Below are 12717 nucleotides of genomic sequence, written 5' to 3' on the forward strand. Positions count from 1 at the left end.
AATATGCATAGTTTTCTGCAAAGTACTAGCAAATATATTAAATAATACTGAAAACTACGCCTCTTAGGTACTTCGCGTACATTTTCATTTTTGGAACGACAAAATCAATTCTGCCATCTTTTCAGGCGTCTTCGGTTCTGTCGTCTTTTCAATATTCGACAACAATCGCGTTTTCTCCTTTACGAGTTCGTCGAATTGTTCTGTAACAGGCTGAACTTCGAATTGTTCTTCTTCAATTTGTAATGCCAATCCTTTAGAAGCAAAATAATTGGCATTCAATATTTGATCGCCACGGCTCTTTGAAGCGGCTAACGGAACGAGTAGCATTGGCTTATGGATTGCAAGAAGTTCGAATATCGCATTCGAGCCAGCACGTGAAATCGCATAATCGGAAGCTGCCAGTAGATCCGGCAATTCATCGGTAACATATTCATACTGCACGTATCCCGCCACCGCCAGACTGTCATCCACATTCCCCTTGCCACATAAATGAATGATCTGATATTTTTCAAGCAAAGCAGGCAATTCATTGCGCACCGCCACATTCAATACAGCAGAGCCTTGACTCCCTCCCATTATAATGAACACGGGCTTTTCCGAATTCAGACCCGTTCTACGCAACCCTTCTTCTCGGTTACCCGTAAACAGCTCTGGACGGATAATCGGGCCCGTGCACGCAGATTTCGCTGTCGGCACATATTGCAACGTCTGTTCAAAGACCGTAAAAATTTGAGAGGCGAATGGCAAGGCCAATTTATTCGCAAGTCCTGGCGTCACGTCTGATTCATGGACAACGACAGGTACATTCGCAAGTTTAGCTGCCATGACAACGGGCACTGAAACGAAGCCTCCTTTAGAGAAGATGATCTCCGGCTTCAATTTACGGAGAATAGCGAGTGCCTGTAGCGTACCCGCTCCGACACGAAATGGATCCGTAAAATTCTTCATTGAGAAATACCGGCGTAGCTTACCACTTTGTATTGCGTGATAGACTACTTCCGGATGACCTTCTCCAATCAACTCTTTTTCAATACCTTCATGAGAACCAATATAATGCACACTATATCCTTTATCTAAAAATATGGGAATTAACGCTTGGTTGACGGACACATGCCCTGCTGTCCCGCCACCTGTTAATACGACTACCGGTTGCTTCATTCATTCCATCCTTCCGCGTTACTTACTATATTTTCATGCTACAATAGTCAAAGTAAAAACTTTAGTAGAGGAAATCAAAACTATGACTACTGTAACAAACCCTTTGCAACAAAAAACATCCATTTTCATTAAGATCATGATTCCCATTGTCATTACGCAAGTGGCGCTGTACTTGATGTCGTTCTTCGATATTCTCATGACAGGGCGCTACGACACGTTCCACTTAGCAGGCGTGACCATTGGCAGTTCCTTCTGGATACCGGTCTATACCGGCCTTTCCGGAATTCTTATGGGTCTAACTCCTATTATCGCACAGCAAATCGGTGCGAAGAACAAAAAGGATGTCCGCCCTACTGTCCAGCAAGCATTATACGTATCTCTCGCTCTTTCAGCAATCATTTTCGTCTTGATCCACTGGGTCGTGTTACCCGCTATCACCAGAATGCCACTGGATGCACCGGTTATAGAAGTGGCGTCCGCCTACCTAACGGGTATGAGCATCGGATTGGTTCCGTTGATGGCCTACACTGTACTGCGTTCATTCTTTGACGCGTTAGGGGCAACACGCGTGTCGATGTTCATCATCCTGTTATCAGCACCGATCAATATCATGTTGAATTATCTCTTGATATTCGGTAACTTCGGTTTCCCTGAGCTTGGGGGTGCGGGTGCTGGGTATGCATCCGGATTTACGTACTGGCTCGTATTTTTCATTGCGGTATTGATTGCCTGGACGTCCCGCCACTTTAAAGAGTTTACGCTGTTTACTGGTTGGCAACGGATTTCATTCCCACGGTGGAAAGAGATTTTACTGATTGGTGTGCCAATAGGACTTTCCATCTTCGTCGAGACAAGTATCTTTTCTGTCGTGACGTTGTTGATGAGTAGCTATACTGCACAAGTCATATCAGCTCACCAAATTGCGCTTAATTTTACGTCTCTTCTATACATGGTACCGTTAAGCGTCTCGATGGGTACGACGATACTAGTCGGTCAGTCAATTGGTGCGAATAAAACGAAAGACGCGCGCGAGTATACATATCTCGGCATAGCGTTCGCCGTGATTTTCAGTTTCCTATCCATATTCATATTACTAATGTTTCGTGAGTCTATTGCTTCTATGTATACGATGGACGCAGAGATTATTACACTCGCCGTGCATTTCTTTATTTATGCAGCGTTGTTCCAGTTATCGGATGCTGTGCAGGCTCCGATTCAAGGTGCGCTACGCGGATATAAAGATGTGACGATGACGTTCTTGGTTGGTGTCGTGTCGTTCTGGCTGATTGGATTGCCTACTGGGTTCGTGCTAGCACGCTTTACGGAACTTGGCGCATTCGGCTATTGGGTCGGTCTGATTGCCGGCTTAACGGTCGGTGCGGTCATTCTGTCGTTCCGTTTGCGGTTTATACAGAATAAGTATCGTGAAGTGAAGTCATGATAAGTTTATGGGTCAATGGGGTTTTTATTCCATTGGCCTTTTTTTATTGTGAAGGCGTAGTGATTTTTGGTTACGTGGGTAAATGCTTAGGGAAGTACGTGTACGCTCAATAATTCGTGTAAGTGATCATAGAACCTAGTTAACCGCCCTATCAAACCCGCTGAACGCTCTATACGCGTCCGTGACCGCTCATAGAAACAATCTAAGCGATCATAGCGGACGTGTAACCGCTCATAGCCTGCTCCCCCCGCGCGTATCTACTTGCTATCACTCCCCAACTCTCTCCAATAAAAAAAGGTCAATGGACATAAATCCATTGACCTTTGATATTCTTACTTCTGTATAAACTGCTGTGTCCAGTACTGTCCATTCGCATCATATCCGATACCGATATGCGTAAACCCTGGTGTCAAGATATTCTGTCTGTGTCCAGCTGAGTTCATCCAAGCCTTCACGACTTCCTGTGCACTGCGCTGACCCATTGCGATATTCTCTGCTGCCGAACGGTAGGTAACGCCATTCTGCTTCATTTGGTCAAACGGTGAACCGTATGTAGGGCTCGTATGAGAGAAATAATTGTTCGCTGCCATATCCGCTGATTTTTGCTTCGCAGACTTTTGCAAGGCTGCATCGATCTGCAACGGCTTGAGTCCTGCTTTTGTACGTTCCGCATTCGTTAAATCGAGTACGGCTTGCTCTGTAGCGGACACGTTCGCTGTCTGTTGCTGCGCTGGCTTGTTCGTTTGTGGTTTCTCCACTGGTTGGTTTGGTTGAGTTGGTTGTTGTACTGTTGGTTTCTCTACCGGTCTACTAGGCTGCTGTGGCTTTTGGTAGTGGTAGTTTCCATAGTAATACGAATATACTTGGTGATTTGATGCATTCCACGTATACGTCTGTGTCTGCACCTGTTTCGTCGTACTTGCCTCTGCTGCATGAGTAGGCAATAAAATAGCTGAGCTTAATAAGATGAGTGATAAAGGTTTTTTCATCTTGTTCCCCTCCTTCTTTACGCAACCTAGCATAACGTCAAAGAAAAGAAGGAAACTTGGCCAATCTTGCCAATTTAGCCAATGAACTCTGCGAAGCTATGAAATGAGAGTCTGAGAGATGAAATTTTGGTAACTCTGTCCAGCGGAGAGGACTATTAACAATAAAAAGCTATTGACAACTAGTTTTTCGGCGAATATTCGATGCCGTCTACCTGTTCTCCGATGATCACCAATTTGGACGGGATTTGCATGTATTCCGGTATCCAGTTGACCATGCCATAAGCGTATTGGAATAAATGCGAATACCGCGTATCTTCGAGCTGGATATACCCTTTCATGCGATAGACACTTTCCGGTAATGTGCGAACCCAGTCTTCAAAATGTCGTTGGTTGATTGGTGTATCAAACGACAGCACTTTTGAATCAAGCGGCAATCCACTACCTGACGTGATCGGCTGTTTCGGTGCCGCCACATTCACCATTTTCTCAATATAGCTGAAGTCGACTTTTGCGTTGACGGCCTGGACGAGCGGTGCGTGACTATTGAACTGTGTCACTTGCATCGTCACGAAAGCCAATTGATTGTCCGTTAGCAAATCCGTTTTATTGAGCACCATGAAGTGGGCGTGACGGATCTGTTCAAGGAATAATGCTTGTATACGTGGTGAGAGCTTGTCACGGTCGACCCAGCGCTTCGCGTCTACTACGGTGACAATTCCCTTGAAGTCTAGTTTCTCTGCGAACAACGGCGAGTATACAGCGTCCAACGCTTCTACCGGGTGAGCGGCACCTGTCGTTTCAATGAACAGCACGTCAATCTCCGGATAATCCGCGAGTAAACCTTGCAGTTGCGCTTCCGTAGATTCGGCACCCGTACAGCAAATACAGCCATTCAACAATTCTTTTAACGGAACGTCCCCTGCATCTTCAACGATTTGACTGTCAATATTCAGTTCTCCGAATTCATTCATTAGAACAGCCGGTTGTCTTCCGGACTTCTTTACTTGGTCTACAAGATTAACGAGTAGTGAAGTCTTGCCGCTTCCTAGAAAGCCGCTGAGTAAATATACATCGATCATAGTTGTATCATCCTTTTCCATAGAGAACACGCGCCCAACGATTGCTGGACGCGTGTTTCTTTGATTATGAGTTGATTTCTTTTAACACGACTTCTTTCGCTTTCAGCAATTGCGGATCATCATCTTTCATCTTGTCCCGTAATTTCTGCATTAAGCCGACTGTTGTATCGCCAGTCAAGATGCCTGTTTGTTCTTGTTCTAAGTCTTTCTGCAACGTTTTAACAGCTGCTGCTGTATCCGCGTCGTAGAGACCGTCTGTTTCGCCTGGGTCATAACCTACTGCTTCTAACATCTCTTCTGCCGCTTGTACGGAAGGAGAGACAAGACCTTCGTCCATCTCTTCGGATGAATCGAGGTACGGTAGGGATGCATATGAAGGATATGGCACTTTCACGTCTGGCTCAATTCCTTTTTTATGAATCCAGTTACCGTCAGGTGTTAACCATTTTGCGGTCGTTAGTTTCAAGTTCGAGCCGTCTGGTAATTGAGTCGGTGTTTGAACGGTCCCTTTACCAAACGTCTTGACCCCTACAATTGGAATGCCTGCAGACTCTTTTAACGCACCTGCTAGGATCTCTGAAGCGGACGCACTGCCGTCATCTACGATCAATGCCACAGGAACTGTTACTTTTTGTCCGTCAGATGAAGGGTAAGCTTCTGGTGCTTTACCTTTTTCTTCTGTCTGGAATAACACTTTGCCATTTGGAACAAATAGATCGGAAATATCGATAGCACCGCTTAGAATACCGCCTGGATTTTGACGCACGTCAATGAGTACGCCTTCCATGCCTTTGTCGGTCATTTCATTCAACGCTTCGAGCAATTCCTCATACGTATGTTCAGAGAACGATGTGATATTGATATGCGCGATATTGTCGTCAAGCATTTCCGCATACACCGTATTGATCGGAATCACGTCACGGACAATTTTCACATCAAACGGATCGGATTTCTCTCCGCGTCGTACAGACAATGTCACCGTCGATCCTTTTTCCCCACGAATCAGTAAAACCGCTTCAGAAGAAGATAGACCTTGAATACTTTCACCGTCTACCGAAAGCACAGTATCGTTTGGCAATAAACCGGCTTTTTCAGCTGGAGAGTTTTTGATAGGTGACACAATGCTAATATAGCCGTTTGACTCTTGAATTTCTGCACCGATTCCTTCAAAACTAGAAGAGATGCTTTCATTCAATTGTTTGGCTTCTTTTTCATTCAAGTAGTCGGAGTATGGGTCGCCTAGTGAATCGACCATTCCGTTGATCGCGCCGTCAATCACGACTTGATCGTCTACTTCGTCAAAATAACTTTCTTTCAGTTGATCATATGCATCATACAGTTTCTTGAACTCTTTTCGCTCCATGCCTACTTGCTGCGGTTTGACGACTTCTACAACCTTTTCGTCACCGACTGTCAGTGCAATGAAGGTAACCGCTGCTGTTGCTAGCACAAGGAAAAAAATGAGCATGATCAGAGAAAACGGTTTGATCCGTATATAGCGATTAGGTTTCGGCGCTTCCGGCTCTTGTTTCCCGTTCTCATGCGAATCGTTTTCGTTCATTGTCTTCCCTACTTTCCAAATCCCTGCAAAAGACCGCTGCCAAGAGCGGTCTTTTGCTAGTTTCTATCTATTCTATTATTCAGCGATGGCTGCGTCTAGCGCGACTTCGATCATGTCGTTGAATGTCAATTGACGCTCTTCAGGCGTCGTGATTTCGCCCGTGATGATGTGGTCACTAACTGTAAGAACAGCAAGTGCTTTACGGCCGTAACGAGCAGCTAATGTATAGAGTGCTGCCGCTTCCATTTCAACTGCCAGAACGCCGTGGCGTGCTAGCTCTTCATGCTGAGCATTTTCATTGTAGAAGAAGTCTTCCGTGTAGATGTTACCTACTTGCAAGTGCAAGCCTTTTTCTTTACCAGCAGTGTATGCTTTCAACAATAAGTCGAAGTCCGCTAGTGGTGCAAAACGGATCGGTCCGAATGTTACATCGTTTAGGCACGAATTCGTTGTCGCACCTTGCGCAAGGATAACGTCACGTACTTTTACGTCTTTTTGAATCGCGCCACATGTACCGACACGGATCAATTGCTGTACGCCAAACTCCTGCATTAATTCTGTTGCGTAAATGGAGATGGATGGAACGCCCATTCCAGTACCTTGTACGGAAATGCGCTTGCCTTTGTATGTTCCTGTATAGCCAAACATATTACGTACTTCGTTGTACTGTACTACATCTTCCAAAAATGTTTCCGCGATATATTTGGCGCGCAATGGGTCTCCTGGTAGAAGAACGGTTTCCGCGATATCGCCTAGTTTTGCATCGATATGTATACTCATCTTTTTTTAGCCTCTTTTCACTATTTTGTTTTTATCATACAGTGTATAATGGCGAGATGCAATGAAACCCTCGCCATTTACCTGCTGCACAGATCTTGATAGATTGCGTATATTTCATCAAAAGTGGTGGAACGTAAATCTTCGTCCGCCATGTCTTCGACGTAACGAGACAATGAATCGAAATCCTCTAAGTCTTTCGGGAAACCGGCATCGAGAAACATCTTGTCCGCAAACAATGCCTTCGCGTCATCTTTTCCGCCGTTACGATAGCGTAGTGCGAAATGGTAAAAGGATCGATCCATCGCCGTCACCTTCCTTCACTCAAATAATCCTTTGTATTCTGTATAGCCTTCTTTATCTAAGTCTGTCGCTGGAACGAAACGTAGTGCTGCAGAGTTAATGCAGTAACGCAATCCGCCTTGCTCTTGTGGTCCATCAGGGAACACATGTCCTAGATGAGAATCTGCTGTTTTACTGCGTACTTCCGTGCGGCGCATGCCATGAGCTGTATCGAAATGCTCCGTTACTTCTACCGCTTCGATCGGCTTCGTAAAGCTTGGCCATCCGCAACCCGCGTCGTATTTATCGTTTGAACTGAATAACGGTTTACCTGACACCACGTCTACATAAATACCATCTTCATAATGCGCGTCATATTCATTGCGAAATGGTGGTTCTGTTCCGTTTTCCTGCGTCACATGATACTGCATTTCCGTTAATTCGTTGCGTAAGTCTTTTTTCATGAACGATTCCCCCAATTTTTTTCGATGAATCCTGCGCGTCCTGATCCAACTGAATAACGCTCGTAGTGACTTGGATTCTTTTTGTAATATTCTTGGTGATGTTCTTCGGCCGGGTAGAACTCTTTACCTGGGAAGATATCTGTGACGATAGGCGAACTGAACTTGCCGCTGTCTTGTAATGCTTGCTTTGACTTTTCCGCTGCTTGCTGCTGTTCATCGGAGTTCGTGTAGATCGCAGTTTTGTACGACTCTCCGCGGTCGCCGAATTGTCCGCCTGCATCTGTCGGATCCATCACTTGCCAGAAAATATTCAGCAATTCTTCGTAGCTGATCACGCTGTCATCAAATTCGATACGTACCGCTTCACGGTGTCCCGTTGTATCCGTACATACTTCTTCGTATGTCGGATTGACAGTATGCCCGCCTGTATAACCACTTACTACGGAGTGGACACCGTCATATTTGTCAAAAGGCTTGACCATACACCAGAAGCACCCGCCTGCAAATGTTGCGTATTGTATTGCCATCGTTATTGCCTCCTTAGTTTTTCGGTATCAATACTTCCAATATAATCTCATCTTTTTCTAAATTCACTTCTTTAGCTTTGACTTGAACATCACCAGAGATCGGTAAATCCTTCAAATCGATGAAAATTTCCTCTTCTTTTGGTCGGACAACCATCCACGATGGAAGCTCCACTGAATTTTTCAGTAATTTCAATACTGTTGAGGGTGGAATGGTCAAATGTCCTAATTCCATTGACGATTGTTTGAGAATTAAGTTTCCGTCTTCTCGTACAATCGGATCAAAATGCATCGCGAGCGGTAATGTATGCGAGAACACCGTAAGTTCAGATGTCAACAATACATCATCACCCATTTCAAGCTCCACCGGTAACGCGCCTTTTACAGCTTTTCGTATATAGGTATTCGCAATGCCTTCAAAATTATCTTTGGTCGTATTTAATGCCAATGTATAGCCAGCTTCATTCACCGCTTTATCTTCCGGTAGAGGGGGAGAAGCAGTGGCGCTACTGATGAGGATGATTACTCCTACGAGCACCGCCACCATTATTCCTGCCAGGCTGAAAAACGCTACTTTCCAAATATTCATCTTGTACTTCACTCCACTTCCAGATCAACCGCTGAACAGCCTTTAATTTCTTCCACAAAACGCTCCTCCATCAAGTCATATCCTTTACTGTTCGGATGGAAGAAGTCTGTGTGATAAACCAGGTTTTCATTCGAATTAAATAAATCTTCCACGGGCACGAAACAAGCCATGCCGTCTTTTTCCACTTGTTCTTCGATCGACCGGTTCCAGTCTCCAATAATTTCTTCGAACTCTTGTACTTCGTCCGTTACGACGGAGAACGGATTATAGAGACCGGCTACGATGATGGGGGCATCCGGGTTGTAGAGACGAAGGACCTCAAACAACTCTTCAATTCTATTTTCAAATTTTCCAAGTGCTTTATAGAAATCCGACATCTTCATCTGCATGAAATTCCCTTTTACCACTTTCATCACATCATTGCCGCCAATCGTAAAGACGATATAATCTGCCTGAATGACCGCTTGTTGTACATCTTCATCTTGCAATTGCTTTAAAAACTGGTCGCTGCGCCGCCCGCGTTTTGCTAAATTCACAGCGTCCACTTCCATAATGCCTTTCCATTGTTCCATGTCCGACGTCAAACGGCCGAAATATCCGCCTTCTTTGCGCTCGTCGCCAACTCCTTGTGTCAATGAATCGCCTAAGCCTAAGACATTTACGCGTCTAGGGATAAACGTTTCCGGCACAATGAATGGCTCGAACGCGACGGTTTCACGTTCCGAAAGCGTCGTCTCTTTTTGGCTAAATGGGGCCTGGCACCCTGCTAAGAACAATGAGAAGACGAAACACAGCACTAGCATTCTTCTCATAATGTCATATCCTTTGTAGTTAGAATCAGTCGGTGTAATACATGAAGCCGATTGCGCCTTCACCGGTGTGCGTACTAACAATCGGTGTTGTGAACGTCAACTTCACTTGTATACCCATTTCTTCAATCTTATTCTTCAGCGGTTCCGCCATCGCAAGTCCGTTCGCATGTGCGATCCCGACACTACGAATTACTTTCCCCGCTGTTTCCTTCTTAAACTCGTCAAACAAATAAGAGACTACTTGTTTATGGCTGCGCACCTTTGCGACCGGCGTATAGACTCCGTCTTTTAGTGACGCAATTGGCTTAATATTCATAAGCGAGCCAAACATCGCTTTCCCTTTCCCGATCCGACCGCCTTTGACCATATTATCCAGCACGTCCAGTACGACAAATAAAGAGGAACTTTTACGGACGTGATCAATGCCCTCGACAATCTCGGCTACCGTCTTGCCTTCTTCAGCGAGTCGGCATGCTTCAAGCACTTGGAAAGTCAGTGCATGTGAAATATACATCGAGTCGATTACCGTAACATCTGCTTCTGATGCACGGGCTGCTGTCTCCGCCGATTTCACTGTCCCGCTCATGCCACCAGTCATATGAATCGAGATAATTTGCGATCCATCCGCCCCTAGTTCTTCATAGAGGTTCTGGAATACGCCGACTGCTGGTTGCGAGCTTTTCGGCAATTCTTTTGCGTCGCGCATCAAGTCGAGAAATTCATCAGGTTGCAACTCTACACCGTCAATATAAGACTTGTCATCGACGATCAGTGTTAAAGGTACCACGTGAATATTGTATTGCTCAATCAGTTCATCCGTTAAGTCTGCAGTGGAATCCGTGACGATATGAATTTTTTTCATGATTTCTATCTCCTTAGCGTGTGGCTTCTGCGATTTTTTTCGCTGTATTTGGTATAGTGTGATGCAGGAGGTGCTTATGAGAATGGAAGAATCATTCGATTACAAGAATTTACATGAAGAACGCTGGAATGCGATCACTCATGCGATTGGATTCTTACTCAGCATACCTGCATTGGTCTTGCTAATTCTAAAAGGTGTGAAACAAGGAACAGGCATCGCCATAACTAGCTACACGATTTTTGGCGTGTCCATGTTATTGCTATTCCTCGCAAGTACGCTACTACATAGTATGCCGGTTAAAGTGAAATCGTTTTTTGCGATTCTCGACCATTCCGCCATCTATGTACTCATTGCCGGTACGTATACACCGTTTTTGCTTATCACGTTACAAGGTGCACTTGGCTGGACGTTATTCGGCATCATCTGGGGATTGACTTTGTTTGGCATCTTGTTCAAAGTCTTTTATATTCACCGTTTCGCCAAACTGTCGCTTGCCCTTTATCTCGTTATGGGCTGGCTCATCGTCCTTGCGATCAAACCATTATATAACGCACTGCCGCCAGAAGGCGTTTGGTTGCTCGTGATCGGTGGATTATTCTATACAGCTGGCGCGTACTTCTTCATGTCACGCCGTGTTCCGTACAATCACGCGATCTGGCACTTATTTGTCATGGCAGGCAGCGCATCGATGTTCTTTAGCGTTCTTCTCTATGTATAGAGGAGAACGTTATTTTTTATCCCAAATTTGATACGTATACGCCGTTCCGTCTTGCGCGTAATGTGGCTCGGATTTACTCGTTAATGTGTAATCCTCTTCGTATTCCGGGAAAAACGTATCACCCGGGTAATTTTTCTCAATGACCGTCACATACAATCTGTCTGCACCGTCTGCCATTGACATTTTGAAAATTTCCGCGCCACCGATGACCATTACTTCGTCGGCATAGTCTTTCGCGAGTTTCACGGCACTATCTAGATCATGAACGACCGTTACCCCGTCCGCTTCGTAATCTTTATTGCGTGTGATGACAATATTCAACCGACCTTTTAACGGGCGACCGATCGATTCAAACGTCTTACGTCCCATGATCATCGCCTTGCCCATCGTTTTCTCTTTGAAATACTGAAGTTCTTCCGGAATATACCACGGCATCTCATTGTCCTTGCCGATTACTCGGCCAAGATCATGTGCCACCAATAATGAAATCAATGTATGTCCTCCTTTATACTGCGATCGGCGCTTTGATTCGTGGATGCGGATCATAGCCTTCGATCGAAATATCCTCCGTCGTCAAATCAAAGATCGACCGTCCATCGTAATTTACGTGCAACGTCGGCATTTTTTTTGGTTCTCTCGACAATTGTTCATGCACTTGATCGATATGGTTCTGATATAAGTGTGCGTCACCTAGTGTATGGACGAATTCGCCTACTTCTAAACCACATTCATGCGCAATTAAATGAATAAGTAACGCGTACGACGCAATGTTAAACGGGACGCCGAGGAAAACGTCCGCACTGCGTTGATAGAGCTGGCATGATAATTTGCCGTCCGCTACGTAGAACTGGAACAGCAAGTGGCAAGGCGGTAGCGCCATATCATCCACTTCTGCAGGATTCCACGCCGTGACGATGTGGCGGCGGGAGTCCGGATTGTTTTTGATGCTGTCGATCACTTGTGCCAGCTGATCAATGACACCGTTTGCGCTGTCCCACGCTCTCCACTGCTTACCATAAACAGGTCCGAGATCACCATGCTCCTTCGCAAACTCTTCATCCGCTAAAATCTTCTCTTTAAATGAAGCGAGCTCCGCTTTATACGTAACCGCGAACTCCTCATCTTTAAGTACACGGCGACCGAAATCCGTCATATCCGGTCCTGTATACGCTTCACTTTTCACATACCGCTCAAATGCCCATTCATCCCAAATCCCGTTACGTTCCTGAATCAATGTGCGGATATTCGTATCACCTTTTATAAACCATAGTAATTCCGAGACAATCAAACGAAACGCCGTCTTTTTTGTCGTTAATAAAGGAAACCCTTGCGCTAAATCAAAACGCATCTGATAACCGAAGACACTGTATGTCCCCGTACCCGTACGATCTCCCTTTTTTGTTCCTGTATCCAGAATATGTTGACATAGATCCAAATATTGCTTCATGCTTCAAGCTCCCT

At 45.2% G+C, this 12717-nt stretch carries 15 protein-coding genes; 2 read left to right on the forward strand and 13 right to left on the reverse strand.

Translation table 11 applies throughout. The features are described from left to right. Positions 1 to 84: 84 nt before the first annotated feature. Positions 85 to 1158, reverse strand: a complete 1074-nt coding sequence (murG, locus tag Q7P97_RS01205) for an undecaprenyldiphospho-muramoylpentapeptide beta-N-acetylglucosaminyltransferase (RefSeq protein ID WP_303965342.1) — start codon at positions 1156 to 1158, stop codon at positions 85 to 87. 82 nt (positions 1159 to 1240) lie between these two features. Between murG and Q7P97_RS01210 the strand changes: the two genes are divergently transcribed. After that, entirely contained in the window at positions 1241 to 2599 is a 1359-nt protein-coding gene (locus Q7P97_RS01210) for an MATE family efflux transporter (RefSeq protein WP_303965345.1), read from the forward strand. A 332-nt stretch (positions 2600 to 2931) separates the two neighbouring features. Here the strand turns inward: Q7P97_RS01210 and Q7P97_RS01215 are convergent, their stop codons facing one another. From Q7P97_RS01215 to Q7P97_RS01260, 10 genes are all read right to left on the reverse strand, one after another. Then, positions 2932 to 3588, reverse strand: coding sequence for a CAP domain-containing protein (locus tag Q7P97_RS01215; RefSeq protein WP_303965348.1), 657 nt, complete (start codon positions 3586 to 3588; stop codon positions 2932 to 2934). A gap of 179 nt (positions 3589 to 3767) precedes the next feature. After that, positions 3768 to 4667 carry a CobW family GTP-binding protein gene (locus tag Q7P97_RS01220; protein WP_303965350.1) on the reverse strand — a complete coding sequence of 300 codons (900 nt, stop codon included), beginning with the start codon at positions 4665 to 4667 and terminating at the stop codon, positions 3768 to 3770. Between the two features lie 64 nt (positions 4668 to 4731). Then, positions 4732 to 6228 carry a lmo1851 family serine protease gene (locus Q7P97_RS01225; protein ID WP_099625242.1) on the reverse strand — a complete coding sequence of 499 codons (1497 nt, stop codon included), beginning with the start codon at positions 6226 to 6228 and terminating at the stop codon, positions 4732 to 4734. 75 nt (positions 6229 to 6303) lie between these two features. After that, on the reverse strand, positions 6304 to 7008 hold the full coding sequence (gene deoD, locus Q7P97_RS01230) for a purine-nucleoside phosphorylase (protein WP_303965356.1): 705 nt from the start codon (positions 7006 to 7008) through the stop codon (positions 6304 to 6306). 77 nt (positions 7009 to 7085) lie between these two features. Next, entirely contained in the window at positions 7086 to 7310 is a 225-nt protein-coding gene (locus tag Q7P97_RS01235) for a YozE family protein (protein WP_303965358.1), read from the reverse strand. Between the two features lie 15 nt (positions 7311 to 7325). Further along, complete coding sequence (gene msrB / locus Q7P97_RS01240; RefSeq protein ID WP_303965361.1) at positions 7326 to 7751, reverse strand: peptide-methionine (R)-S-oxide reductase MsrB; 426 nt, start codon at positions 7749 to 7751, stop codon at positions 7326 to 7328. After that, on the reverse strand, positions 7748 to 8278 hold the full coding sequence (msrA, locus tag Q7P97_RS01245) for a peptide-methionine (S)-S-oxide reductase MsrA (protein WP_099692862.1): 531 nt from the start codon (positions 8276 to 8278) through the stop codon (positions 7748 to 7750). Before msrA ends, msrB begins: the two co-directional genes overlap by 4 nt. Before the next feature lie 13 nt (positions 8279 to 8291). Further along, a complete protein-coding gene (locus Q7P97_RS01250; RefSeq protein ID WP_303965365.1) occupies positions 8292 to 8864 on the reverse strand; it encodes a YpmS family protein in 573 nt (190 codons plus the stop codon). 8 nt (positions 8865 to 8872) lie between these two features. Then, complete coding sequence (locus Q7P97_RS01255; RefSeq protein WP_303965368.1) at positions 8873 to 9676, reverse strand: SGNH/GDSL hydrolase family protein; 804 nt, start codon at positions 9674 to 9676, stop codon at positions 8873 to 8875. Positions 9677 to 9701: 25 nt separating this feature from the next. Beyond that, on the reverse strand, positions 9702 to 10538 hold the full coding sequence (locus Q7P97_RS01260; protein ID WP_303965370.1) for a DegV family protein: 837 nt from the start codon (positions 10536 to 10538) through the stop codon (positions 9702 to 9704). An 82-nt stretch (positions 10539 to 10620) separates the two neighbouring features. On the opposite strand from Q7P97_RS01260, the gene trhA reads away from it, so the two are divergent. Further along, complete coding sequence (trhA, locus tag Q7P97_RS01265) at positions 10621 to 11256, forward strand: PAQR family membrane homeostasis protein TrhA (protein WP_303965380.1); 636 nt, start codon at positions 10621 to 10623, stop codon at positions 11254 to 11256. 9 nt (positions 11257 to 11265) lie between these two features. Here the strand turns inward: trhA and Q7P97_RS01270 are convergent, their stop codons facing one another. Both Q7P97_RS01270 and Q7P97_RS01275 read right to left on the reverse strand, forming a co-directional pair. Further along, positions 11266 to 11748, reverse strand: coding sequence for a dihydrofolate reductase (locus Q7P97_RS01270; protein WP_303965373.1), 483 nt, complete (start codon positions 11746 to 11748; stop codon positions 11266 to 11268). A 13-nt stretch (positions 11749 to 11761) separates the two neighbouring features. Further along, positions 11762 to 12703 (reverse strand): thymidylate synthase, encoded by a 942-nt coding sequence (locus Q7P97_RS01275; RefSeq protein ID WP_303965375.1) that lies wholly within the window; start codon positions 12701 to 12703, stop codon positions 11762 to 11764. Between the last annotated feature and the right edge of the window lie 14 nt (positions 12704 to 12717).

It is taken from the genome of Sporosarcina ureae, assembly GCF_029267015.1.
Classification (GTDB): domain Bacteria; phylum Bacillota; class Bacilli; order Bacillales_A; family Planococcaceae; genus Sporosarcina; species Sporosarcina ureae_D.

What these genes read in the sequence shown, in the direction of transcription:
- Q7P97_RS01275 (WP_303965375.1), bottom strand. Translation starts at nt 12,703, where the DNA reads ATGAAGCAATATTTGGATCTATGTCAACATATTCTGGATACAGGAACA.
- deoD (WP_303965356.1), bottom strand. Translation starts at nt 7,008, where the DNA reads ATGAGTATACATATCGATGCAAAACTAGGCGATATCGCGGAAACCGTT.
- Q7P97_RS01215 (WP_303965348.1), bottom strand. Translation starts at nt 3,588, where the DNA reads ATGAAAAAACCTTTATCACTCATCTTATTAAGCTCAGCTATTTTATTG.
- msrB (WP_303965361.1), bottom strand. Translation starts at nt 7,751, where the DNA reads ATGAAAAAAGACTTACGCAACGAATTAACGGAAATGCAGTATCATGTG.
- murG (WP_303965342.1), bottom strand. Translation starts at nt 1,158, where the DNA reads ATGAAGCAACCGGTAGTCGTATTAACAGGTGGCGGGACAGCAGGGCAT.
- Q7P97_RS01225 (WP_099625242.1), bottom strand. Translation starts at nt 6,228, where the DNA reads ATGAACGAAAACGATTCGCATGAGAACGGGAAACAAGAGCCGGAAGCG.
- trhA (WP_303965380.1), top strand. Translation starts at nt 10,621, where the DNA reads ATGGAAGAATCATTCGATTACAAGAATTTACATGAAGAACGCTGGAAT.
- msrA (WP_099692862.1), bottom strand. Translation starts at nt 8,278, where the DNA reads ATGGCAATACAATACGCAACATTTGCAGGCGGGTGCTTCTGGTGTATG.
- Q7P97_RS01255 (WP_303965368.1), bottom strand. Translation starts at nt 9,676, where the DNA reads ATGAGAAGAATGCTAGTGCTGTGTTTCGTCTTCTCATTGTTCTTAGCA.
- Q7P97_RS01235 (WP_303965358.1), bottom strand. Translation starts at nt 7,310, where the DNA reads ATGGATCGATCCTTTTACCATTTCGCACTACGCTATCGTAACGGCGGA.
- Q7P97_RS01220 (WP_303965350.1), bottom strand. Translation starts at nt 4,667, where the DNA reads ATGATCGATGTATATTTACTCAGCGGCTTTCTAGGAAGCGGCAAGACT.
- Q7P97_RS01210 (WP_303965345.1), top strand. Translation starts at nt 1,241, where the DNA reads ATGACTACTGTAACAAACCCTTTGCAACAAAAAACATCCATTTTCATT.
- Q7P97_RS01250 (WP_303965365.1), bottom strand. Translation starts at nt 8,864, where the DNA reads ATGAATATTTGGAAAGTAGCGTTTTTCAGCCTGGCAGGAATAATGGTG.
- Q7P97_RS01260 (WP_303965370.1), bottom strand. Translation starts at nt 10,538, where the DNA reads ATGAAAAAAATTCATATCGTCACGGATTCCACTGCAGACTTAACGGAT.